Genomic DNA, 24,668 nt, shown 5'->3' with positions numbered 1-24,668 from the left:
ACTCCTGGACCTCGATCGAAGTCGATCAGTCGAGTTGGGGGTCGTCGGTCGGACACCTATGCGTCGCCGTGGTGAGTGCCCGTCCGGCCGACATCCACCGTCCCCCGCCACACGCCGATGAGGCGCATGGAGTGATAGATGACCAGTGCCGCGACCGAGCCCAGCGAGATGCCGGCGAACACGAGGTCGCCGACCTGCCAGGTGTAGTCGGCGATGCCGATGATGAGCGGGATCGCCGCGGTGAACTGATTGATCGGTTTGGAGAAATCGACCTTGTTCGCCACCCAGATCTGGACGCCGATGACACCGACCAGACCGTAGAGCGCGGTCGTGACACCGCCGAGCACGCCAGGCGGGATCGCGGCGATCACGGCGCCGACCTTGGGCGACAGTCCGAGCAGGATCGCCGCGCCGCCGGCCACCCAATAGGCTGCTGTCGAGTACACCTTGGTCGCCGACATCACGCCGATGTTCTCGGCGTAGGTCGTCGTGGCCGACCCGCCGCCGCTGCCGGCCAGCATGGTGGCCACTCCGTCCGCGGCCAGCGCCCGACCCATGGTCGCGTCGTAGTCCTTCCCGGTCATCATCGCGACCGACTTCACGTGGCCGATGTTCTCGACGACGAGCACCAGCACCACGGGGAGGAACAACGGCAGGACACCCAGGTCGAACGTTGGCGTCTGGAAGTCGGGCAGTCCGATCCAGGCGGCGTCGCCGATGGCGGAGGTGTCGATGTAGTCGTTGTCGCTGTCGATCCGGTCGAGGATCAGCGCGAGGACATAGCCGGCCACGACGCTCAAGAAGATCGCCAGGCGACCGAGCAGCCCGCGGAACAGCACCGCGGATGCCACCAGCAGCACCAGCACGATCGTCGCCAGGACGGGATCGGCGACGAAGTTGTTCTTGGCCGCCGGCGCCAGATTGAGCCCGATCAACGCGACGATCGCGCCGGTCACGACGGGTGGCATCAGGGTCTCGATCCACCGAACACCCGCGAAATGGCTGATGAGCCCGATGACGACGAGCAGAGCGCCGACCGCCACGAGTCCCCCGAGCGCCGACGACGCCCCGTCGGAGGCGACGGCGGCCGTCACCGGCGCGATGATGGCGAAACTCGAACCCAGGTAACTGGGCAGGCGGTTGCGGGTGATCAGCAGGAACAGGATCGTGCCGACGCCGGAGAAGAACAGCGTCGTCGACGGTGGGAATCCGGTCAGCACGGGGACGAGGAAGGTCGCGCCGAACATGGCGACCACGTGCTGCAGGCCGATGCTGACCGTCCGCGGCCAGGTCAGCCGTTCCTCCGGTGCCACGACCGCGTTGTCGGTCAGCTTCCAGGACAGCAGATTCCGAGACCTCGTCTCCGGTTCACCCATGCCGAACAGTGTGCGGCACGGATGCTGACGACGCCTCACTTCGGGTCCTCCTCGGTCGGCGTCGCCGCCGCCCGATATGCAACTCGACTCATATACACCTTGTTGCATAGTGCGTTGTTGCAGTGGTAGCTTGCTCTCATGGCGCTCGAACACGCGATTCTGGTGTCGCTGGCCGAGCGACCGGGAACGGGCTATGAGATCGGTCAACAATTCGACCGCAGCATCGGCTACTTCTGGTCAGCCACGCACCAGCAGATCTACCGGACGCTGAAGAAGCTCCTCGACGACGAACTGGTCAGCGTCGAGTCGATCAGTCAGGACGGCCGTCCGGACAAGAAGGTCTACACGATCTCCGATGCCGGGCGCGACGCCCTGGCCGACTGGGCGATGAGTCCGACCCCACTGCAACCGCTCCGCAGCGACATCGGCGTGAAGCTGCGGGCCGCGGAGTTCGGCGACCTCGCCGCCATCATCGGCGAACTCAAGGCCCACCGCGACGAGCACCTCGCGCAACTGAAGCTCTACACCGGCTTCCAGGCCGACTACTACCCCGATCCCGACACGCTCACCGGCCGCAAGCTGCACCAGTACCTCGTCCTCCGCGGCGGCATCCGCCAGGAGCAGGGATACATCGAATGGTGCGACGAGGTCATCCACGGACTCGAACGGGAATTGACCGAGAGCTGAGTTAGCCAGTCCCGCAACACCTTCGATACCGCCAATCCGTCCACCCAGGTTCACCGAGATGAAAGGTCGCGCCATGTCAGCCCCGACGGCACAACCGAACCAGCACTATCCGCACCTGTTCACGCCCCTGCAGATCGGCGGCATGACCATCGAGAACCGACTGGTCATGGGTTCGATGCACACCGGTCTCGAGGACCGGTTCTGGGACACCGACAAGCTGGCCGCGTACTTCGCCGAACGCGCCAAAGGCGGTGCGGGACTGATCATCACCGGCGGCTTCGGCACCAGCCGGACGGGTTTGCTCGCCTTCGCCGGCGGCAAGATGACCAACGTCGTCGACATGACCCGCCACAAGCGCGTGACCAAGGCCGTGCACGACGAGGGCGGCAAGATCGCGATGCAGCTGATCCACGCCGGCCGCTACGGATACACGCCGTTCAAGGTCGCTCCCGGCACCGATCCGTCGCCGATCCACCCCTTCAAGCATCTGAAGATGACCGAGCCGATCATCCGCCACGTCATCAGGTCGTTCGGGCAGTCCGCCAAGCTGGCACGCAAGGCCGGCTACGACGCCATCGAGATCATGGGCGGCGAGGGCTACCTCATCAACCAGTTCCTCTGCCCCCACACCAACGACCGCACCGACAAATGGGGCGGCAACACCGAGAACCGCCAGCGTTTCCTGGTCGAGGTCATCAAGGAGATCCGCCGTCAGGTCCCCCGCGACTACCCGGTGATCCTGCGTCAGTCGATCGCCGACCTGATCCGCAAGGGACAGACCTGGGACGAGGTCGCGCTGATGGCTCGCAAGGCCGAGCAGTACGGCGTCGACGCCATCAACACCGATATCGGCTGGCACGAGGCCCAGGTTCCCACCATCGTCACCTCGGTGCCGCGCGGCGCGTTCGTGAAGTTCACCGAACGGCTCCGCGACGAGGTCTCGATCCCGCTGATCGCGGCCAACCGCATCAACACCCCGGAACTCGGCGAGGAGATCCTCGCGAACGGACGCGTCGACGCCATCCAGATGGCCCGGCCGTTCCTCGCCGATCCCCACCTGGCGAACAAGGCCCGCGAGGGTCGCTCCGACGAGATCAACACCTGCATCGGCTGCAACCAGGCCTGCCTCGACCACGCCTTCGTCGGCAAACACGTGTCGTGCCTGGTGAACCCGATCGCGGGACGCGAGACCACGCTCATCCTGGGTCCGACACGAAAGGCCAAGCGCCTCGCCGTGATCGGCGCGGGCCCGGCCGGCCTGTCGGCAGCCGTCGCCGGCGCCAAGCGAGGCCACAAGGTCACCCTGTTCGAGGGCGGCGACTCCATCGGCGGCCAGTTCTCCATCGCCGCACGCATTCCAGGCAAGGAGGAGTTCAGCGAGACGATCCGCTACTTCACCCGTCAGATCGAGGTGCTCGGTATCGAGGTCCGGCTGAACACCCGCGCCGACGCCGAGCAGATCATCGCCGAGAAGTTCGACGACGTGATCGTCGCGACCGGCGTCGTGCCGCGCATCCCGAGCTTCCCCGGCGTCGATCACCCGATGGCGATGTCGTACGCCGACGCCGTGCTCGGACATCGGGAGATCGGCAAGCGTGTGGCCGTGATCGGTGCCGGCGGCATCGGTTTCGACGTCAGCGAGTTCCTCACCACCGACGAGTCGCCGACGGTGAATCTCAAAGAGTGGGAACAGGAATGGGGCGTGACGGAGGATCCGGAGAAGCCCGGCTTCGTCACCAAGCCGCGGCCGCTTCCGCCGGTGCGTCAAGTCTACCTGGTCCAGCGCAAGGTCGGTAAGCAGGGCAAGTCCCTCGGCAAGACCACCGGATGGGTCCATCGCGCGACGATGAAGATGAAGGGCGTCGAGCAGATCAGCGGCGCCACCTACGACAAGATCGACGACCAGGGGCTGCATCTGAGCTTCCGCGACGACGAGGGCAACGTCACCGACACCCGCGTGCTCGAGGTCGACAACGTGGTGATCTGCGCGGGCCAGGAGTCGGTACGCGATCTGGTCGATCCGTTGACGCTGGCCGGGGTCACGACGCATGTGATCGGCGGGGCCGATTACGCCGGCGAGCTCGACGCCAAGCGCGCGATCCGGCAGGGCACCGAGGTCGCCGCCGGCATCGACTGACGCTCGGTCTCGGCGCGAGAGGCGGCGGCTACCATTGCGACATGCCGGTACCGCCGCCCTCCGCCACCGCCCGTGCCGTCGTCACCGGGGCCTCGTCCGGAATCGGACGGGAACTCGCACGCGCGCTGGCCGCCCGGGGTCATTCGGTCATCCTCGTCGCCCGCCGGGGCGACCTTCTCGAGGAACTCGCCGGCGAACTCCGCACGGCACACGAGGTCTCGGTCGAGGTCCGCGCGGTCGACCTGTCGGACCCGACGAAGGTGGAAGTGCTCGCCGCCGAGTTCGCCGGCCGCGACATCTCGATCCTCTGCAACAACGCGGGCATCGCGACCTTCGGACCGGTCGCCGACCTCGATGCCGACTACGAACGCGCGCAGGTCCGCCTCAACGTCAACGCCGTCCACGACCTCACCCTGGCGGTGCTCCCGCAGATGGTCAGGCGCGGCTCGGGCGGCATCCTGATGGTCGGGTCAGCCGCCGGAAACATGCCGATTCCCAACAACGCGACGTACGCGGCATCGAAAGCCTTCGTGAACAGCTTCAGCGAGTCCCTGCGCGGCGAGGTGTCCGGGCAGGGCGTGCACGTCACCCTGCTCGCGCCCGGCCCGGTGCGCACGCACACTCCCACCCCGGACGAGGCGTCCATCGTCGACAAGGTCGTCCCGGACTTCCTGTGGCACTCCTCGGCCAAGGTCGCCGAGATGAGTCTGGACGCGTTGGCACACAACAAGATGCGCGTCGTGCCCGGCACCCTGTCCAAGGCGATGTCGGTGGCCGGCGGGTACACACCGCGCGGGGTGGTGGCCCCGATCGTCGGCGGCTTCTACCGCAAGTTCAGCGCAGAGTAGGAGTCGTCTAGACCGCCGTTCAGCGCCGGCGGCGACGCCCCGTGCCGAAGATCGCGCGACTGAACTCACGTCCGGCCGCGCTGGCCGCCGATCGCAGGAAACTCTGCATCGGCTTGCTCGTGAGCACCTCGGTCAGCAGCCCCGGCTCCTCCGGCATCGGCTCCGGGGCCGGCGTCGGCGGCACGGGTGCCGGTGCGTCGGCGGGCTCCCCCGGTGCGAGGGTGTTGGCGGCCAGGATCTCGTACGCCGACTCGCGGTCGATGGGCGTGCCGTACTTCGCGTACAACGGCCCGGCTTTCGCCGCCGAGGTGACGGCGTCGGCGCCGATGGCCTCCATCGCCGACCGGGGCGCTCGGACCACCGTCCACGCGACCGGGGTCGGCGCACCGCGCTCGGACAGCACGGTCACGACCGCCTCGCCCGTACCGAGAGAGGTCAGCACCTGCTCGAGGTCGTAGACCTCCGACACGGGGTAGGTCTTGACCGTCGTACGCAGCGCCTTCTGGTCGTCGGGGGTGAAGGCCCGCAGCGCGTGCTGGATCCGGGCACCCAGCTGGGACAACACTTCTTTCGGGATGTCCGTCGGCAGCTGGGAGCAGAAGAACACGCCGACGCCCTTCGACCGGATCAGTTTCACCGTCTGGACGACCTGCTCCACAAAGGCTTTCGACGCGTCGTCGAACAGCAGATGCGATTCGTCGAAGATGAAGACCAGCTTCGGTTTGTCGAGGTCGCCCACCTCCGGCAGGAACTCGAACAGATCGGCCAGAATCCACATGAGGAAGGTCGAGAAGAGCGCGGGGCGGGCCGCCTGGGTACCGAGCTCGAACAACGTGATGATGCCGCGTCCGTCGGGCGTCGTCCGGATGAGGTCGGCGGGATCGATCTCGGGTTCGCCGAAGAACGTGTCACCGCCGTCGGCCTCGAGATTCGACAGCGCCCGCAGGATCACGCCGGCGGTCTGCCGCGACACCCCGCCGATCCCCTTCAGCTCGGCCTTGCCCTCGTCGCTGGTGAGGAAGGCGATGACCGACCGCAGATCCTTCAGATCGAGAAGCGGCAAGGCCTTCTTGTCCGCCCAGTGGAAGATGAGGCCCAGCGTCGACTCCTGGGTGGCGTTGAGCCCCAACACCTTACTGAGCAGGATCGGCCCGAACGAGGTGATGGTCGCACGGATCGGTACCCCGATTCCCTCCGAACCCAGCGAGACGAACTCGACCGGGTGCGCTGCCGGTTGCCAGTCGTCGCCGGTCTGGTGGGAGCGTTCGGCGATCTTGTCGTTGCCCACGCCCGCTCGGCTGAGTCCGGACAGGTCGCCCTTGATGTCGGCCATGACGACAGGAACGCCGTTGCTCGACAGTTGCTCGGCGATGAGCTGCAGCGTCTTGGTCTTTCCCGTCCCGGTCGCGCCGGCGACGAGACCGTGCCGGTTCATCATCGACAGCGGGATTCGGACCTTCGCCGCGGGATCCACCTGCCCCGCCACCGAGACGGCGCCCAGTTCGAGTGCGGCGGTGCTGAACGCGTATCCGGCGGCGATGTGCTGCGCCGGACTGGAGGCTTCGGTCACAAGCACACGATAGACCTCGGGGGCCGATGTCCCACGGATTCGCGCGCGAGGTTGGCTAAGGTTGTCGGGTGCAGGACAAACTGGTGTGGATCGACTGCGAGATGACCGGACTCCGACTCGAGTCGGACAAACTCATCGAGATCGCGGCCCTGGTGACCGACGGCGACCTCAACATCCTCGGCGACGGTGTCGATGTCGTGATCCACGCCGACGACGAGGCGCTGGCGTCGATGCCCGACGTGGTGACCAAGATGCATGAGGCCTCGGGTCTCACCGAGGAGGTGCGGGCGTCCACCGTCACCCTCGCCGAAGCCGAGAAGCTGGTGCTCGACTACATCCGCAAGCATGTGACCACCGCCGGCGCGGTCCCCCTCGCGGGCAACTCGATCGGTACCGACCGTGGATTCATCACGCGGGACATGCCCGAACTCGACGCCTACCTGCACTACCGCATGGTCGACGTCAGCTCGATCAAGGAATTGTGCCGGCGCTGGTACCCCAAGGTCTATTTCGGCCAGCCCGAGAAGGGGCTCGCGCACCGGGCCCTCGCGGACATCCGCGAGTCGATCCGGGAACTCCGCTACTACCGCGCCGCGGCGTTCGTGCCCGCCCCCGGCCCGGACACCGATGCCCTCGCCGAGATCGTCAAGGACCTCGGCCCCGCCTGAACACGCAGGTCGGGTAACCGATTGGAGTTCTGCGGCACCGACCCGCTAGAGTGTTGATGGCTCTGAGACCCGGCGCTGACGCCCAGGTTTCCGACGCCGATGGTGGATGTAGTTCAGTTGGTAGAGCACCAGGTTGTGATCCTGGCTGTCGCGGGTTCGAGTCCCGTCATCCACCCCGACGAAGCCCCGTCTGCGATCCGCAGGCGGGGCTTTTTGGTGCTGCGGTCTCTTCCCCGGCTTGCTGTCGATATCCGGAATCGCCGTACGTCACCATGGTGTCGGACCGATCCGGTTCGGCATCATGGCCACATCAGTCGGCCGAGACTGGAGGAACGATGAAGTACGCATTGCTGCTCATGGGACATGTCAACGATCCGGCCTGTGGTGAGGACGGTGGCGCCAGCCCCGAAGAGTTCTTCGCCTTCGACGAGGAGATCACCAAGGCCGGTGTCGTCGTCAACTCCTTCGCGCTGGAGGACGAGCGCGCGGTGGTGCACACCGACGACAGCGGCGAGCGGGTGGTCGCGTCGTCCGGGCCGTTCGCCGAGGTGCGGGAGTTCGTCGGCGGGGTGTACGTCATCGACGTCGCGAACGTCGACGAGGCGATCGAGTGGGCCCGCCGCAGCCCCGGTTCGGCGCCCGGCGGCCATGTCGAGATCCGGCCGCTCGCACCGTACTGAGCGATGACGAACAATTCACACCGTTCGGCGGCCACGGATTCCGCAGGGTCCGTGGCCCGCCGGGCGGTGTCGGCCGTCGATCGCGACGTCCGTTCCCGTGTACTCGCCACGCTCACGAAGAAGTTCGGCGATCTCGACCTCGCGGAGGACGCGTTGCAGGACGCGATCGCGCAGGCCCTGATCACCTGGTCGCGTACCGGAGTCCCGGATTCACCGGAGGCATGGCTGACGACGACGGCCAAACGCAAGGCGCTCGACGTGGTGCGGCGTGAATCCGTCCTCGCCGGGAAACTGGCCCGCCTGCACACCGAGAGCGAACGTGCCTCCACCCCTGCGGAGTTCAGAGACCCGGCCGAGGCGCCGCCACCGGGGTTGCCGGACGAACGCCTCGGCATGTTCTTCGCCTGCACCCATCCCGTGCTACGCGCCGAGGATCGAGTCGCGCTCACCCTCCGGTTCGTCGCCGGGCTGACCACCGCGGAGGTCGCGCATGCGCTGCTGATCCCGGTACCGACGACCCAGCAGCGAATCGTGCGCGCCAAGAAGCGAATCGGCGCGCTGGGTGTTCCGTTCGCGCCGCCGCGCGAGGGCGATCTCCCGCGTCGGCTCGGCGGGGTCCTGCGAGTCATCTACCTGCTGTTCTCCGAGGGGTTCGCGCGCTCGACCGGGGACGCGCACATCCGCGACGATCTCACCGGCGAGGCCGTCGCCCTCGCGCGCACCCTGCGCGCACTGCTCCCCAACGCCGAGACGACCGGACTGCTCGCCCTTCTGTTGCTCACCCAGTCCCGCCGGCCGGCTCGACTCGACTCCGACGGCCGACCGGTTCCGCTGGATGACCAGGATCGCCGGCTCTGGGACCGGGCGCTCGTCGCCGAGGGCGTCGCGCTCGCGGAACACGCTGCGGCACAAGCAGACGCCGGTCTGTACACGATCCAGGCGGCGATCGCGGCCGTGCACGCCGAGGCCGCCACCGCGGACGAGACCGACTGGACCCAGATCGCCGTCCTGTACCGACTACTCGAAGTGCACGATCCCGGACCCGTGGTGCGCGTCGGTCGCGCAGTCGCCGTCGGACGCGCGTACGGCCCGGCGCGCGGTATCGCGATGCTCGATCGATTGCAGCCGGACACACAACTCGACCGGTTCCGGCCCTTTCACATCGCCCGTGCCCTCACGCTGAGCGAACTGGGCGACGACCGCAGTGCGGCCGACGCGTACCGCCGCGCACTCGACCTGCCCGGCAACGAGGCCGAGGACGACTATCTGGCCGACGCACTGGCCGGACTCCAGTCGGGCACGCAGATGTAGTGCGTCGTTGCTCCTGGCGCAACGAAGAGCTACATCTGGCCCGTCGTTTCGGGGTCGCACCCGACCGGGGACCTTCGTCCCCGAAAGTCCCCGAAGCCGGGCGCATGGGCATGCCTCGCAGTAACGTTCACCACATGCCTTCCTACTGGGTCATGCCTGCCGTTGCCCTGATCTCGTGCATCATCATCGGGATCGGGTTCATCATCGGGATCCCGGGCGGCGACGACAACGACTGAGTTCGACGTCCTGAACTGATCTCGACCACACGGCCGCGCCGTCAGGGTGTGTGCCGCGATGACACCGCACGTCTGCCGGTGTCGTCCGACGCCCGGAAGGACGGCACGTGGACCTCACGCGCAGACAGTTGATGGCCGGTGCCGCCGCGACCGCCGCCGCGGCCGGGCTCGGGTCCGGCCTGTCCGCCGCCCCGGCCGGCGCGTCGCCCCCGGGGTCGACGAGTTACCTCGTCGGCTGCGGCATCGGAGATGTCACGGGCGCGGTCGCCGGCCAGGGCATGATGGGGTATTCGAATCCAGAGCAGGTCGCGGCCGGGCTCCTGCAGCGTTGCTGGGCGCGGGCCTACATCATCGTCGATCCCGCCACCGGGCAGCGCGTCGTCTTCCTGACCGCCGACCTCGCGTGCCTGTTCCAGTCGCACCACATGGGCCTGATGGTCAAGCTGCGCAACCGATTCGGCTCCTTGTACACCGAATCGAACGTGAATCTGAATGCACAGCACACGCACGCCTCCTGCGGCGGCACGTCCTGGGACTACGCGTATTCGCTCGCCGCGTTCGGGTTCAAGAAGAACTCCTACGACGCCGAGATCGACGGCATGTTCGCCGCGATCGTTCGCGCGCACGAGAATCTCGCGCCCGGCAGCGTCACGATCGGCCGCGAGGAACTGCACGACGCCAGCCGGAATCGATCCCGGGTCGCCTTCGACGCGAACCCGTCGGCAGACAAGCGGCACTTCCCCGATGCGATCGACCCTCAGGTGACGGTGCTACGACTGCGGCGGCACGACGCCTCCGGCGGCCGGGATGTCGGTGCCATCACCTGGTTCCCGACACACGGCACGTCTCTCACCGACCGCAACGTCCTCATCGCCGGCGACAACAAGGGTTACGCGAGCCACCTGTGGGAGCGCACCCAGCCCGGGTTCGTGGCCGCGTTCCCACAGACCAACTCCGGCGACATGACGCCGAACCTCGCACTCGCGCAGTTCGATCCGCGCGGACCGACATCGGACAACAGACGCAACTGCGAACTCATCGGCGAGCGTCAGTACGTCGCCGGACGGCGAGGCTTCGAGGCGGCCCGCCCGATGACCCGGGGCGGCGTCGACTCCATCGTGCGGTACGTCGACATGTCGGCGGTCCGGATCTCCGGTACCTACACACCCGACGGCCGACCGGCGTCGACCACCCCCGCGATGATGGGTGCCGGCGCGGTCGCGACCAGCAGCGAGGACAACTACGAGAAACCGCTCCCCTTCCTCGTGGAGGGCATGACCAATCCCCTCGTCACCGCGCTCGGCGGAGACCGCGTCCCGCCGATCGTACCGTGGATGCGAGACATGCAGGCGCCCAAACTGATCGCGTTCCCGCTAGGTCTGCTGCCGCCCTCGGGCTGGATCCCGGCGGTGGTGCCGCTGCAGCTCATGCGCATCGGCGAACTCGTGCTCGTCGCCGTACCCGCCGAGGTCACCGTCGTCGCGGGTCTGCGGCTGCGTCGAGTGGTCGCCGACGAACTGCGGACCGACGTCGACAACGTCCTCGTGCAGGGGTTCGCGAACGCCTACACCCAGTACGTCACGACGCCCGAGGAATACGACCTGCAGCACTACGAAGGCGGCGAGACCCAATTCGGGCGGTACACCCTGTCCGCCTACCTGCAGGAGTTCGCCGCGCTCGCCGCGGCCATGTCGTCCGGACGCCGGATCGGCCGTGGTCCGGCGCCGGTCGACAAGTCCGGACTGCAACCCGACCTGGTGCCCCCGGTCCCCGCCGACCGTCCGATACCGGGCCGACGCTACGGCGACGTCCTGCGTGAACCCGACGCCACGTACCGCCCCGGTTCGATCGTGACCGTGCAGTTCGTCGGCGCGCATCCCAACAACGACTTCCGGCACGGCCGGACCTATCTCGAGGTGCAGCGGCGTACCGGCAGCGAGTGGACGACGGTCGCCGACGACAACGACTGGTCCACGGAGTTCCGGTGGGCGCGCCCGGCCGGCAGCACCGACACGTCGCGGATCACGATCACCTGGCGGTCGCCGACGGACGCGTCCGGGATGTACCGCATCCGCTACTTCGGGGACAGCCGCGATGCGAACGGGTCGACGAGGCCCGTCTCTGGGACGAGTCGCACGTTCCGCGTCGGGTCCCGCTGACGCACGGACGCCACCGACCGCGCTGCGGTTCGGTGGCGTCCGAAGGCGTGCTGAGCGTCAGGCGTTGTCGGCGTTGCCCTTGCGCCACACCGACCATGGGATGTTCCAGTCGCCGAGACCATCGGTGCCCGACAATGTTCCGCCCGTGGTGTTCTTCACGATGACCGGGTCGCCGCGGAGGGTGTTCTCCATGACCCAGAGAGCGTTCTCCGGACTCAGGTTCAGGCAGCCGTGACTCGTATTGGTGTTGCCCTGCGCCCACACCGACCATGGTGCGGAGTGGAAGAAGATGCCGCTGTAGGACATCCGGGTCGCGTAGTCGACCGGGGTGCGGTAACCGTTCGACGAATTGACCGGCACGCCGTAGGTCGACGAGTCCATGATGATGTGGTCGTGCTTGTCCGAGACCAGGTAGATGCCGTTGTCGGTCTCGTCGCCGGCCTTGCCCATCGACGTCGGCATGGTCCGGATGACCTTGCCGTCGCGTTCGAAGACGACCTGCTTGGTGTTGTCGTCGGCCGTGACGATCATCGAGCGTCCGACGGTGAAGTTGGTCCGCACGTTCTCCTGGCCGAAGAGTCCGTCACCCAGGTCGATGCCGTAGGTGTTGACCGCGACCCGCACCTTGGTGCCCGGCTTCCAGTACTCCGCCGGCCGCCACCGGACCTCGCTCGGGCTGATCCAGTAGAAGGCCCCTTCGACCGGAGGGTCGGTGGTGATCCGGATGGCGCGCTGCGCCGCACGACGATCCGCGATCGGCTCGTCGAACTTCACCGCGACCGGCTGTCCGATACCGACGGTCTCGCCGGGACTCGGTGTCAGATACGCCTGCGTCAGGTTGTTGGGGCTGCTCGTGGTGAAGGTGACCTTCTTGGTGACCGCACCACCGATGCCCACCGCGTCGGTCTCCAGGGTGTAGGTGCGGTTGTAGCCGAGGGCCTCGTTGCTGACCCACACCGTGTCGTTGTCGGCGAGGGTGCCCTTGACGGGGGTGCCGTCGGACTTCTTGATCAGCACCCGGCTGATGGTGCCCTCACTGGTCTTCACCTTGATGGGCGCACCCGGCTGCACGCCGACGGCGTTGTCGTTCAGGGGACGTTCGGCCCACTCGGTGATCTCGAGACCCGGCTTGAGCAGATCGTCGAAGAGACTCGAACTGCTGACGTTGTCGGAGTACGACGCCTCCTGCGTGCACGACGTCACCAGCGCGACGATTGCCAACATCACACCGCTGATGATCAGCGGCATCCGCCGAGTACGACCGATCCCCATCTCACTCCCGCCTGTCGACGCCCCGACCCCGAACCGGTCGGTCACGCTGCCCCGCAACCTTGAGAACACTGCACACCCCGAATCCGAAACGGACATTCCGAACCCCGATGTCGCGGACCAGTGTACGAGAGATCGGACCGAACGCTTCGGCCGTCATCCATTCGAGCGGCGTGTTGCGCACCCGAAACGCCGAACGTTCATCTGCCGTTCATCGACCACCGGCCGCGGTCGAAACCGTCTGAGACGCCACAAGACGCCTCGCTCGATGCGAGGCGTCTTGAGTACTCTGTGCGCCATCAGGGACTCGAACCCCGAACCCGCTGATTAAGAGTCAGCTGCTCTGCCAATTGAGCTAATGGCGCTTGGCGGTGCGAGATGGAACCTTACAGGACCCCCGCGGCAGAAGTGAAATCGCCTGGTCGGAGTGGCTTCTGCCGTTCGACGGGCCCGTGCGGACGAGGTCGCGCCGCCGATTGCTGGATCAGCGGGTCATCGCGAGGCGACCTTGCGGACGACGACGAGCAGGACCAGGGCGCCGACCCCGGCGAGTGCGTACTTCACCGCAGGCGTCTGCAGTGTCGCGAGAGCCTTCGACTTGGCGTCGTCGGCGAGCCGCTGGGGGTTGGCGCGCTCGGCCAGCGCGTCGAGCGTGCTGGCGAGGTCCTCACGGGCCTTGGCGATGTCCTGCTCGATACGTTCGGTATCTCCGGCCACGTTGCATCCTTCCGGCGCTTCTCGTTGGTCTTCTCACTTCCCGGCCGCCGCACGACCTCTCGGCGCCGGGGACGAACCGCCAGATGGCAGCGACTCGATGCTACGACATCCCGGCATCCGGGCATGTCGCCATGCACTAGCCTGGCTCTCATGGCTGAGACCACCACCCGACTGTCCGTGGGCGACACGGCGCCGTCGTTCACGCTGCCCGACGCGAACGGCGACCCGGTCTCGTTGTCGGACTACGCCGGCCGCAAGGTCGTCGTCTACTTCTATCCCGCAGCGGCCACCCCGGGGTGCACCAAGCAGGCGTGCGATTTCCGCGACAACCTCGGCGAGCTGAACGAGGCCGGGATCGCGGTCCTCGGCATCTCCCCCGACAAGCCCGCGAAGCTGGCGAAGTTCGTCGAGGCCGAGGGCCTGACGTTCCCGTTGCTCAGCGACCCGGAGAAGAAGGTGCTCACCGAGTGGGGCGCATTCGGGGAGAAGAAGATGTACGGCAAGACCGTCACCGGCGTCATCCGGTCGACGTTCCTGGTCGACGCCGACGGCACGATCGAACTCGCGCAGTACAACGTCCGGGCCACCGGACACGTCGCCAAGCTGCGCCGCGACCTGTCCGTCTGAGCCGGCCCCGATGCCCGAGTCCGCCGAACCGCTGGTGCCGCGCAAGCGGCCCACTCAGGAACGCAGCAAGCGCAAGTTCCAGGCGATGCTCGAAGCAGCACGCGAGCTGTTGATCGACGTCGGGTTCGAATCGCTGACCTGTGAGGAGATCGCGACCCGGGCCGAGGTCCCCATCGGCACGCTCTATCAGTACTTCGCGAACAAGTACGTCATCGTGTGCGAGCTGGACCGCCAGGACACCGTCGACGTCCGCGAGGAACTCACGGCGTTTTCCTCGGAGGTGCCGTCCCTGGAGTGGCCCAGCCTGCTCGAGAAGTTCCTCGATCACCTGGCGGCCCTGTGGCGCACCGACCCGTCGCGGCGGGCGGTGTGGCTGGCCGTCCAGTCGACACCGGCGACCCGCGCCACGGCGTCGCTGAACGAACGGGTGCTCGCCGAACAGGTCGCGCGGATCATCGCGCCGCTCACGCCGTCGCAGCGCGAACGCCGCGAGATGATGTCCCAGGTGCTCGTCCACACGGCCTACTCGCTCCTGAGCTTCTCCGTACAGGACGGCCACGACCACGACGAGACCGTCGCCGAACTCAAGCGGATGCTCGCCGGCTATCTGCTGCTCGAGGAGTCGACGACGGTCTGAGAGCCGCGCGGGGCTACCTGCCCTCGAGGATGGCCACCGCCGCAGCGGTGTCCCCGTCGTGGGTCAGCGACACATGCACGGTCGTGTCGCGCAGATGCTCGCCGATCTCGCCCGACAGACGGATGGCCGGACGGCCCCACGTGTCGGTCACGACCTCGATGTCGCTGTGCCGGATCAGCGGCAACAGCGGCGACCGCGAGAAGCGGCTCACCGACCACGCCTTCACGACCGCCTCCTTGGCCGCCCAGCGGGCGGCCAGATGCCGGGCGTCGTCGCCGGTCCCGGCGGCCGAGTCCCGACGCTCGCCGACCGTGAACCGGTCGGCGAACGTCGTACCCGGCTGCCGGAGCTGCTCGCCGAACTCCGGGATCGACACGATGTCGATTCCCACACCGAGAACGCTCATCCCTTGGTAGTCGCTCGCGCCATTCGCCTCACCGGGTGTCACCGACCACCCGCCACCGGCTCACCGGCGACGTAGACGTCGGCGCCGTCCAGACGGGTCTGCGGATCGAGGAGCATGCCCGCCTCGGCGTCGTGCTCGTCGACCGACTCGTCGAAGCGACGGTTCGGCGGACGCTGGTAGGCAGGCTCGCCACCGCAGATCGACTGCAGGAAGCGCTGACTACCCTGGCGGGTCCGCTCGTCGGCGCGCTGACGGTAGGCGTCGCGCTCCTCCGGGTTCAGCGAGGCGATGAACGCCTCCGGGTGCACCACCGCGATCAGTCCGGACACGTGACCGAAGCCGAGGCTGGTCAACAGGCCCGCCTTGAGCGGGAACCGCTCGCCGAGCTGAAGGGTCTCCCGCGGCCAGACCAGGTGCGGGTACTCGGCCATCTTGTCGTCGACACAGTCGAGGCTGCGGTTGGGCGGGATCACGCCGTCACGCAGGATCTGGCACAGACCGATGAGCTGGAAGGCCGCCGCGCCACCCTTGGCATGACCGGTCAGCGACTTCTGCGACACCACGAACAGCGGTGCGCCCTTGCCGCGGCCGATGGCCGCCGCGAGCCGCTCGTGCAGTTCGGACTCGTTCGGATCGTTCGCCTTGGTGGAGGTGTCGTGCTTGGACACGACCGCCACGTCGTCGGCGCTGACGCCGAGCGAACCGAGCGCACGTGCCAGCGGCGAGGACAGTGACCCGCGAGCCGCGCCCAGGGCACCGAGACCCGGAGCCGGGATCGAGGTGTGCACACCGTCGCCGAAGCTCTGCGCCCACGCGACCACACCGAGCACCGGCAGACCCATCTCGGCCGCGACATCGCCGCGGGCGAGCAGGATCGTGCCGCCGCCGGCCGATTCGACGAACCCGCCGCGTCGACGGTCGTTGGCCCGCGAGAACCGGCGGTCGTCGATGCCGCGCGCGGTCATCTTCGCCGAGTCCGCGGTCGCCGACATCGAACCGAAGCCGACGATGCCCTCGATACCCAGGTCGTCGAAGCCGCCCGCGACCGCGAACAGCGCCTTGCCGAGGCGGATCTTGTCGACGCCCTCCTCGACCGACACCGCGGCCGTCGCGCACGCCGCCACCGGGTGGATCATCGCGCCGTAGCTACCGACATACGACTGGACCACGTGTGCCGCAACGATGTTCGGCAGCGCCTCCTGCAGGATGTCGTTCGCGTTCGCCTCCCCCAGCAGGGTGTTGACGTACAGGTCGCGCATCGAGGTCATGCCGCCCATGCCGGTGCCCTGCGTGTTGGCCACCAGACCGGGGTGCACCCAGCGCATCAGCTCGCTCGGGGTGAAGCCCGACGACAGGAACGCGTCGACCGTGGCCACCAGGTTCCACAGTGCGACCCGGTCGATCGACTCCACCATGTCGGGGCTGACGCCCCAGCGGGTCGGGTCGAAGCCGGTCGGGATCTGACCGCCCACGGTCCGGGTCAGCGCGAACTGACGCGGGACGCGGATCTCGGTGCCCGCCAGGCGGGTGACCTGCCAGTCGCCGTCGGCGTTCTGCGCGACGCGGGTCTTCTCCGGGTTGGCACTGGCGAACGCCCGCGCCTCGGCCTCGGAGTTGACCGTGAAGGTCAGGTCCTCGTCGACGAAGACCGAGGTGAGCAGCGGCGAGGTGTTGTCGACCATCGCGCCGTCGTCGGCGTAGCGGCGGATGCCGCAGCGCGCGACGACCTCGTCGTGGTACCGATCGGCGATCTCGCTCTCCGGCACCGGGTCTCCGGACTCGGTGTCGTACCAGCCCGGCTTCGGCGCCGAATCCCAGTGCACCAGTCCGGTGTTCCAGGCGAGCTCGAGAACACCGGCGGCCGACAGCTTCTCGTCGACCTCCATCTCGAAGCGGGTGCGGGCCGAACCGAACGGGCCGAGCTCACCGGCGCCCACGATGACCACGAGGTCCTCGGGTCGGGCGTCGATCGCGGGCCACTCTGGACGCATCGCCTTCGGCGCGCGCGCCGGTGCGGGCAATGCCGCGACGGTTGTCGCCGGCTTCGCCGCGGTGTCCTCGGACTGCTCGGCCGACGCCGCCGCGGTGGCCGCGAGCGCCTTCAGATCGGTCGAGCTGTCCAGGCCGCCGGTGAAGTCGGCCAGGATCGGCGTGCTCACCGCGCTCGACCGCTGCTCGGGCGTGCACAGCGTCAGCAGGTTCGCCGCCATCTCCTCGGTGCTCCAGGTGCGCACACCCGCCGCCTCGACCGCGTCGACCATGCCGTCGTTGTGGCCCATCAGGCCGGTGCCGCGCACCCAGCCGATCAGCGCATGGGCGAGAGTCGTCTTGGAGCCCCAGGACTCCTCGGCCGACCACCGCTGGACGAGAGCGTCGAGCGAGGCCTTGCTCTCGCCGTACGCGCCGTCGCCGCCGAACATGCCGCGGTTCGGTGAACCGGGGAGCACGACGTGCACGCGGGCGGCGATGTCGTGATCGGAGTGGACGTCGGCGAGACCGCCGATGAGCCGCTCCACCGACCACAAGAGAACCTTCATCTCCAGCTCGGCACGACCACCGGCGTCGGTGAGGTCACCGGCGACCCGCGGTGCGGCGAACGGGAAGAGCAGCGTCGGCTTCATCGCCGGCTTCACCACTGCCGTTGTGCCACCGAGGTTCTCGGTTTGCTCGGCCGCGATCCAGCCGACCAGGTCGTCGACGTCGGCATAGGAGGCCATGTTCGCCGGGGCGATCCACAGCGCGGCACCGGCCCGGGCGTTCTCGCGGTACAGCTTCTTGTAGAACGCGAGACGGTCGGAGTTCAGTCGCGACGTCGTCGCGATGACGGTCGCACCACCGGCGAGCAACCCGGCGACCACGCCGGCGGCGATGGAGCCCTTGCTCGCGCCGGTGACGACGGCGATCTCACCGCTGTAGCCACCCTTCTCCGGGCTCTCCGCAGCATGCGCGATCGCGCCGAAGATGCGGCCGTGCACGGCGTTTCCGTTCGCGAGGGCCTTGCCCTGCCACCAGGTGGCGTGGTCGGCGACGGTGTCACCGGCTCCGGCGAACCCGCCGACGATGGTGTCGAAGTCGGCGTCGAGGTCCTGCTCGTCGGTCAGCCAGAGTCGGACGAGATCCTCACGGGCGGTTGCCCACCGGTCGTCGATGAGGACGACCTTGGCCGCGTCGAAGGCCGGCGCCACCGTACGGGCCCAGTCCGACCCGAGTTCGGCGCTGACCAGCTCGGCGAGCTCGGCGTTCGGGTCGGCCACGGCCTCGGCGAGATCGGCGACCTCGGCGAGTCCGAGCTTGTCCAGCAGGGTGTACGCGGCCGAGGCCAGCGCGCCGGACCGGCCGGTGATCTGCTCGGTGAACTCTCCCAGCGCCGCGGCGTCGACCGTTGCGCCACCACCGGATTCGGCGGCCGGCTTGCCGACCGGGATGCCCTTGACCGCACCCACCGCGGACACGGCCTTGTCGATGAGGGTGTCGAGTGAATCGGTGTCCGTCAGCGGGCCGTCGAGCAGATTGCCCAGCGCCTCGCCGCGGACGGACGCGCCGTCCCTGGTGCCTAACGCCAGCGCGACGGTGGTGTGCAGACCCCACCCCGGACCCAGCTGCCAGACACCCGACACGCGGTCGGTGATGTAGTTCTGGCGCTTGCCCAGCGGGCCGAGCACCTTGCGGACCTGGTCGCTGACCGCATCGGTGAGCACCGCACCCAGCGGCCGGTAGCCACGGGCGAGGGTCTCCACGGTCGACGACAGCGCGGTCATGTCGGCTTCGGCGGCACCGTCGATGGCGCCGAGTCCGAGCTCGCCGCCGATGTCGAGGAGCAGCTGGTTACGACGCGACGACACACCGTCGCAGAGCGCCTCGATCGTGTCCGCGGACCCGATCTGGTCGACGCGCATCTTGGTCCACAGCGCGATCACGGACTTCACCGCATCCGACGGCGTGAACGCGATGTCGTCGGGACGCGGGCCGCCGGCTGGTGCCGCCGGTGCCGCGGGAGCAGCAGGCGCGGGCGCCGCCGCGGCGGCCGGAGCCGCGTCCGCCGCCGACGTCTCGGCCGCTGCGGGAACGTCGAGCTCGTCCTCGTCGGGCTCGTGCCCGGCGTCCTTGGCCAGGATCGTATCGGTGTCGCGCTCGACGTTGAGCACCTCGGTGGTGGCCGCGGCGTAGTCGTCGAGCTTGAGGGTGTTGGTGGCCAGACCCGACAGCGTCGGGGCGCCCTTCAGACCGATCTCGACGAAGCGCTGGACTCCCAGCCCGTTCCGCTCGGGACCGCTGAACAGCAGTTCCTGGGTCTCGATCCACCGCACCGGGCTGGCGAACTGCCAGGCGAGCAGCTCGATCAGGATCACCCGGGCCAGTTCGCTCGGGGTCGCCTCCCAGGCGTCCCAGTCGGCGAGGACCTCGTTCAGCGGATCCGACGGCACCAGCGCCGCGATCTCCTCGACGAAGTCGCGTCCGAGGTTGAACAGGCGCGGCACCAGGTTGGGGATGTAGCGGCCGATCAGGATGTCGATGTCGATGTCGGCGGGCAGCAGCTCGGCGAGCTTGCCGCGGAATTCCGGGACCCCGGCGCGCAGCACGCTCGAGTGGAACGGGACGTCGATGCCCGGGATCAGGATGAACGCGCGCTTGCCCCCGAACTCCGCACGCCGCCGGTCGATCTCGGCCTCGAGCAGTTCGAGACCGCGAACCGTGCCGGCGATCGCGTACTGCGAGCCGAGGAGGTTGAGGTTGACGACCTCCAGGAACTCGCCGCCCGCGGCGCCCACGCCGGACACGAAGTCGGTGACCTCGGCGTCGGCCAGACCGAACTGGCTCGGCCGGATGGCGGCCATCCGATAGTCACTGCGCCCCTGCTCATCTCGCGGGACGAGGTGATGCATGGCCTCGCCGCGCTGGAACACGACTTCGAGGACGGCCTCGAGCGGGAGGACGCCGGCACATGCGGCGAGCGCGTTGTACTCACCGACCGAGTGACCACACGTGATGGCACCCTCGACGAAGCCACCGGACTCCTTGAGCTCGGCGATCTGCGCGACACCGAGCGTCGCCATGGCAACCTGGGTGAACTGCGTCAGGTACAGCACGCCGTCGGGGTGGTTGTAGGTGGTCCCGTTGGCGACGAGCGTCGTCGGGTTGTCGCGGACCACGGCGAGGATCGAGAAGCCCAGCGCCGCACGGGTGTGCTTGTCGGCACGATCCCAGATCTTGCGGGCGGCCTTCGACCGCGAGCGGGCGTCGAGTCCCATGCCCTTGCTCTGGATGCCCTGGCCGGGGAACGCGTAGACGGTCCGCGGCGCGGCGAGCAGACCGGTCGCGCTCATCACGAGGTTGTCGCCGACCTTGGCGCTGACCTCGACGACCTCGCGGCCGTTGTCGAGACCCACGCGGTCGACGCGCACCGAGATGCGGTCGCCGAGCCGGACCATGCCGAGATAGCGTGCGGTCCAGCCGATCAGCGGACGAGGCGATGGCGTCGGATTCTTCGCGTCGGTCGCGGTGACGACCTGCTGCGCGGCGGCCGACAGCCACATCCCGTGGACGATCGGGTCGCCGAGACCGGCCAGCTTCGCGGCTGCGGCGTCGGTGTGGATGGGGTTGCGGTCACCGGACACGACGGCGAAACCGGTCATCCGGTTCGGCGCGGTGATGGTGGCCGTCCGGAGCAGCTTGCGGGTGGCCGACTGCTCGGCGGCGGGTGCACCGCCGGCCCGGGCCGGGTCGGTGAGCTCGGCGGCGCCCAGACGCCCACGGATCGCGAAACGCTCCTCGAGCGTCGCGATCGGGCCGGCTGGTCCGGCGATCTCCACCGTGACCTCGACGACACGACCGACGTCGGCATCCCGGACCGCGCCGGTCCGTGCGGTGACGGTCAGTTCGGCTGCGGTCGCGGGGATCTCCCCGGTCAGCGCGATCGCGTGATCGAGGTGGACCAGGTCGAGCAGACCCTCGACGACCGGGTCACCGGAATCGGTGCGGGCGGCGCCGATGACGCTGAACACGCTCGGCCAGCACGCGCCGACCAGGGTGTCGGGCACGGCGAAACCGAACGGGTCGGTCGGGGTGGTCGGGCGCAGGTGCGGCGGCAGGGAGAACCCGGTCACCGCAGCGTGATCGGCGACCGAATCCGGCTGCCAGGAGACGGTCGTGACCGACACGCCGTCGGTCACCTCGGCCAGGCTGCCGCCGGCGGCCACGGTGAGGATCTCGCGCATCGCGGTCGACGCGTCGTCGAGGCCCACCAGCGGCGAACCACCGTCGCGCAGGCTTTCGCCGGCCAGCAGCGGGATACGCACGGAAGCGCCCGAGATGGGGACGACGAGGTCGAAACGGGTGGCGTCGGAGTCGGCGGAGACCTGCTCCAGGACGGCGCCGCTGACGGCGTGTTCGGCCCGCTCGGGTCCGACCACGGTCCAGGCGTCGCGATCGCCGAGCAGCGCGATCGGGCTCGCCACGATCCGGCCGGCCCAGCTGACGTCGTCGGACTCCAGCACCGAGGTCAGCACGCCGGCCTCCTCGGCCAGCCCGGCCCGGTGCCGGGAGGCGACGGCGACCGGGCGCTCGCCGGTGGCCTGCAGATCGGACGCGACCCGGGCCTCGAACCGATCGAGCAGTTCGCCCACGGGCTCGTCGACGCGGGTGATGCCCGCGACGGCGACCGGCCCCGGGATGACGCAGACGGCGTCGGCGCCGTAGCGCGGGTCGTGGGCCTGCCACAGGGAGTCACTGCGCCACCAGCGGCGCACGTCCTTGTCGATCACCGGCACGAAGTTGACGGGCTTGCCGGGGGTGCGGCACAGCTCCAGGAAGAACGCGACGTCCGCGGGATGCAGGATGTCGGTGTCGATCTCGGGGTACACGCTGCCGAGCGCGTCGATCGCGGCATACGCATCGGCGGCGGCGGTGACCTCGGCGAACATCGTCGGGATGGGCCCCGAGTCCTGCGGGTGCATGCGCGCCTCGGTGCGCTGCAGCATCTCCACGAAGCGCTGCTGCCAGGTGATGTCGGCCCACGGGACCTGCTCGCCGCGGGCGTCACCGACGGCCAGCGCGGCGTACCGGTCGAGCCACTCGCGGTAGGTCATGGTGGCGACGTCGCCGAAGTACGGCTTCGCGGTGTCGGCCATCGCGGCGATGATCTCGTCGCGGCGGGCGGCCACGGCGTCGGCGTCACCGGCGACCTCGTCGAGCAACCGGCCGCAGCGCGACGCGGTGTTGTCGACCTCGTGGATGTCGGCGCCGAGCTGCGAACGGCCGGAGGCCATTCCGGCGGTGGCGTGACCGGCACCGATCCACTCGTCGATGCCGGCGGTGTCGACGAGGAGCTGCTTGACCTCGGGGGTGGTCGTCGCTTCCTTGGCCGCCATGGCGGCGGTGCCGATGAGGATGCCGTCGAGCGGCATCGTCGGGTAGCCGTAGCCGGCCGACCAGCTGCCGGTGAGGTATTCACTGGCGCGCTCGGGCGTGCCGATGCCACCGCCGACGCAGATCACGACGTTCGGGCGGGCGCGGAGCTCGCCGTAGGTCGCGAGCAGCAGGTCGTCGAGGTCTTCCCACGAGTGGTGGCCACCGGCGCGGCCGCCCTCGATCTGCACGATGATCGGGTGATGCGGAACCTCGGCCGCGATGCGCACGACGGACCGGATCTGCTCCACGGTGCCGGGTTTGAAGGCGACGAACCGGAGTCCGGCCTCGACGAACTCGTCGACGAGCGCGACCGCGTCCTCGAGTTCGGGTATGCCCGCCGAGACGATGACGCCGTCGAGCGGGGCTCCCTGCGCGCGGGCCTTCTGCACGATGCGCTTGCCGCCGAGCTGCAGCTTCCACAGGTAGGGGTCGAGGAACAACGCGTTGAACTGCGCCTCGCGTCCCGGCTCGAGCAGATCGGTGAGCGTGGCGATGTTGCGCGCGAAGATCTCCTCGGTGACCTGACCGCCACCGGCCAGCTCGGCCCAGTGTCCGGCGTTGGCCGCGGCGGCGACGATGGCCGGGTCGACGGTCGTCGGCGTCATGCCGGCGAGCAGCATCGGCGAACGTCCCGTGAGGCGGGTGAAGGAGGTCTCGACGACGGTACGGCCGTCGGGCAGCTCGACGAGGGTCGGCGCGAACTGCGACCACGGGGTCGCGACCTCGGGCACGCCGCCGGGGCTGAACAGGTTGCGCTGTCCGACTCGCAGCGCGGCGGGCACCAGGCCGACGCCCTGCCCGCGGACCAATGATGCGGTGAGACGGGTCGCGATGTCCCCGGGACCGAAGTCCAGGACCCACTTGGCGCCGCCGGCCACGATCGAGTCGACCGAGGCGACCCAGTCGACGTGCCCGACGAGGATGTCGTGGGCGTGGCGGGTGGCGAGGTCACGGTCGATGCCGCAACGGTCAGCCCACTGGCCGACCAGCTCGACAGCCTCGGCCATCGCCGGGTGGTGGAAGGCCACCGACACCTGCAGGTGGTCGAACTTCGGCGCGAACGGCGCCCCGCCGGTGAGCTTGCGCTTGCGCTCGTCGGCCTCGGTCGCGGCGACCCGCTCACAGAGGGCGGCGAACGCGGCGAGGTGCCGCGGTGCCCCGGACAGCACGACGGCGGTGCGGCTGTTCTTGATGGCGACCACCGGGGCGGTCGTCAGATCGTTGTCGGACAGGCCGGCGCGGTACTGCGCCAGGATCTCGTCGACGCGAGCCGGGCTGACGTTGGTGAGTGCGAGCATCGGCGTGCCGTCGGTGGTGACGCCCAGCCCGCGGCGACGCGCGGTCAACGAACCGGCGGCGCCGATGAGGTGCGCGACGGCCAGCAGCAGGCCCTGACCGGACTCGGCGATCCGGCCGTCGGCGCCCACCGCATCGGTGGCCAGCGAGCCCTGGGAATGCCCGACCACGGCCTTCGGCGGGAGCACGGCGGTGTCCAGGCCCTGCTTGCGGAGTGCCTCCACGGCGGCGAGCTGGGTGAGCAGCACACCCGGACCCGAGAGGGTGAAATCGGCGAGAGTGGCCTCGGCGGGCACGTCTTCACCTGCGTCGTGCGCGTGCACCCAGGTGAGCGGGTGGAACCCGGACACCCGTGCCACGACGAGTTCGTCGGCAACCGGCTCGACGAGCCGTTCGGCGGAATCGACGATGGTGGCGACCCGGTGTTCCAGGTCGGCGTCGACGACCAGCTCGGTCAGCGTGGGCAGCCATGCGCCGCCCTGCCCGCCGAAGCTGATCGCGTAGGGCTCGCCCTGCGTGAGCCGCTCGATGAGCGTGGTGGTGGGCCGTTCTGCGTTGGCGGCGCCCTGCGAGCCGGAGCGGAACTGGTCGACGGTCACGGATACTCCTCTGTGGTGGTCGGTCTCAGAGTGTGGAT

The 24,668-nt window shown here is 68.8% G+C and carries 15 protein-coding genes and 2 tRNA genes; 10 read left to right on the top strand and 7 right to left on the bottom strand.

Annotation, left to right across the window (positions count from 1 at the left end; genetic code table 11):
- Positions 1-56: 56 nt before the first annotated feature.
- Positions 57-1,376, bottom strand: a complete 1,320-nt coding sequence (locus tag Q9R39_RS06140) for a uracil-xanthine permease family protein (protein WP_058250021.1) — start codon at positions 1,374-1,376, stop codon at positions 57-59.
- 138 nt (positions 1,377-1,514) lie between these two features.
- On the opposite strand from Q9R39_RS06140, the gene Q9R39_RS06135 reads away from it, so the two are divergent.
- The 3 genes from Q9R39_RS06135 (at position 1,515) to cmrA (ending at position 5,048) form a co-directional block, all read left to right on the top strand.
- Positions 1,515-2,063 (top strand): PadR family transcriptional regulator, encoded by a 549-nt coding sequence (locus tag Q9R39_RS06135; protein WP_058250020.1) that lies wholly within the window; start codon positions 1,515-1,517, stop codon positions 2,061-2,063.
- Between the two features lie 73 nt (positions 2,064-2,136).
- A complete protein-coding gene (locus tag Q9R39_RS06130; RefSeq protein WP_058250285.1) occupies positions 2,137-4,200 on the top strand; it encodes an NADPH-dependent 2,4-dienoyl-CoA reductase in 2,064 nt (687 codons plus the stop codon).
- Positions 4,201-4,241: 41 nt separating this feature from the next.
- Entirely contained in the window at positions 4,242-5,048 is an 807-nt protein-coding gene (gene cmrA / locus Q9R39_RS06125; RefSeq protein ID WP_058250019.1) for a mycolate reductase, read from the top strand.
- Positions 5,049-5,067: 19 nt separating this feature from the next.
- On the opposite strand, the gene Q9R39_RS06120 is transcribed toward cmrA, so the two are convergent.
- Positions 5,068-6,624, bottom strand: coding sequence for a helicase HerA-like domain-containing protein (locus Q9R39_RS06120; RefSeq protein WP_396275645.1), 1,557 nt, complete (start codon positions 6,622-6,624; stop codon positions 5,068-5,070).
- A 62-nt stretch (positions 6,625-6,686) separates the two neighbouring features.
- Between Q9R39_RS06120 and orn the strand changes: the two genes are divergently transcribed.
- The 5 genes from orn (at position 6,687) to Q9R39_RS06095 (ending at position 11,672) form a co-directional block, all read left to right on the top strand.
- Positions 6,687-7,286 carry an oligoribonuclease gene (gene orn, locus Q9R39_RS06115; protein ID WP_068972491.1) on the top strand — a complete coding sequence of 200 codons (600 nt, stop codon included), beginning with the start codon at positions 6,687-6,689 and terminating at the stop codon, positions 7,284-7,286.
- A gap of 102 nt (positions 7,287-7,388) precedes the next feature.
- Positions 7,389-7,461: transfer RNA gene (locus tag Q9R39_RS06110), tRNA-His, on the top strand.
- Positions 7,462-7,621: 160 nt separating this feature from the next.
- Positions 7,622-7,966 carry a YciI family protein gene (locus tag Q9R39_RS06105; protein ID WP_010841666.1) on the top strand — a complete coding sequence of 115 codons (345 nt, stop codon included), beginning with the start codon at positions 7,622-7,624 and terminating at the stop codon, positions 7,964-7,966.
- Positions 7,967-7,969: 3 nt separating this feature from the next.
- Positions 7,970-9,277, top strand: a complete 1,308-nt coding sequence (locus tag Q9R39_RS06100) for a DUF6596 domain-containing protein (protein ID WP_311277207.1) — start codon at positions 7,970-7,972, stop codon at positions 9,275-9,277.
- A gap of 343 nt (positions 9,278-9,620) precedes the next feature.
- On the top strand, positions 9,621-11,672 hold the full coding sequence (locus Q9R39_RS06095) for a neutral/alkaline ceramidase (RefSeq protein ID WP_078113576.1): 2,052 nt from the start codon (positions 9,621-9,623) through the stop codon (positions 11,670-11,672).
- Positions 11,673-11,729: 57 nt separating this feature from the next.
- Here the strand turns inward: Q9R39_RS06095 and Q9R39_RS06090 are convergent, their stop codons facing one another.
- The 3 genes from Q9R39_RS06090 to Q9R39_RS06080 form a co-directional block, all read right to left on the bottom strand.
- Entirely contained in the window at positions 11,730-12,920 is a 1,191-nt protein-coding gene (locus Q9R39_RS06090; RefSeq protein ID WP_058250283.1) for an Ig-like domain-containing protein, read from the bottom strand.
- A 313-nt stretch (positions 12,921-13,233) separates the two neighbouring features.
- A tRNA-Lys gene (locus Q9R39_RS06085) sits at positions 13,234-13,306 on the bottom strand.
- Positions 13,307-13,433: 127 nt separating this feature from the next.
- Positions 13,434-13,658, bottom strand: a complete 225-nt coding sequence (locus tag Q9R39_RS06080; protein WP_058250014.1) for a DUF3618 domain-containing protein — start codon at positions 13,656-13,658, stop codon at positions 13,434-13,436.
- A gap of 150 nt (positions 13,659-13,808) precedes the next feature.
- Between Q9R39_RS06080 and bcp the strand changes: the two genes are divergently transcribed.
- Both bcp and Q9R39_RS06070 read left to right on the top strand, forming a co-directional pair.
- Entirely contained in the window at positions 13,809-14,285 is a 477-nt protein-coding gene (gene bcp / locus Q9R39_RS06075) for a thioredoxin-dependent thiol peroxidase (protein WP_055474734.1), read from the top strand.
- 10 nt (positions 14,286-14,295) lie between these two features.
- Positions 14,296-14,922 carry a TetR family transcriptional regulator gene (locus Q9R39_RS06070; RefSeq protein WP_055474733.1) on the top strand — a complete coding sequence of 209 codons (627 nt, stop codon included), beginning with the start codon at positions 14,296-14,298 and terminating at the stop codon, positions 14,920-14,922.
- A gap of 13 nt (positions 14,923-14,935) precedes the next feature.
- Here the strand turns inward: Q9R39_RS06070 and Q9R39_RS06065 are convergent, their stop codons facing one another.
- Positions 14,936-15,328, bottom strand: coding sequence for a holo-ACP synthase (locus Q9R39_RS06065; protein WP_055474732.1), 393 nt, complete (start codon positions 15,326-15,328; stop codon positions 14,936-14,938).
- A 38-nt stretch (positions 15,329-15,366) separates the two neighbouring features.
- Positions 15,367-24,630, bottom strand: coding sequence for a polyketide synthase (locus Q9R39_RS06060; RefSeq protein ID WP_311277206.1), 9,264 nt, complete (start codon positions 24,628-24,630; stop codon positions 15,367-15,369).
- Between the last annotated feature and the right edge of the window lie 38 nt (positions 24,631-24,668).

This window comes from Gordonia sp. AC31, from assembly GCF_031844505.1.
Lineage (GTDB): Bacteria > Actinomycetota > Actinomycetes > Mycobacteriales > Mycobacteriaceae > Gordonia > Gordonia hongkongensis.
This window is presented reverse-complemented; position numbering and strand designations above follow the sequence as displayed.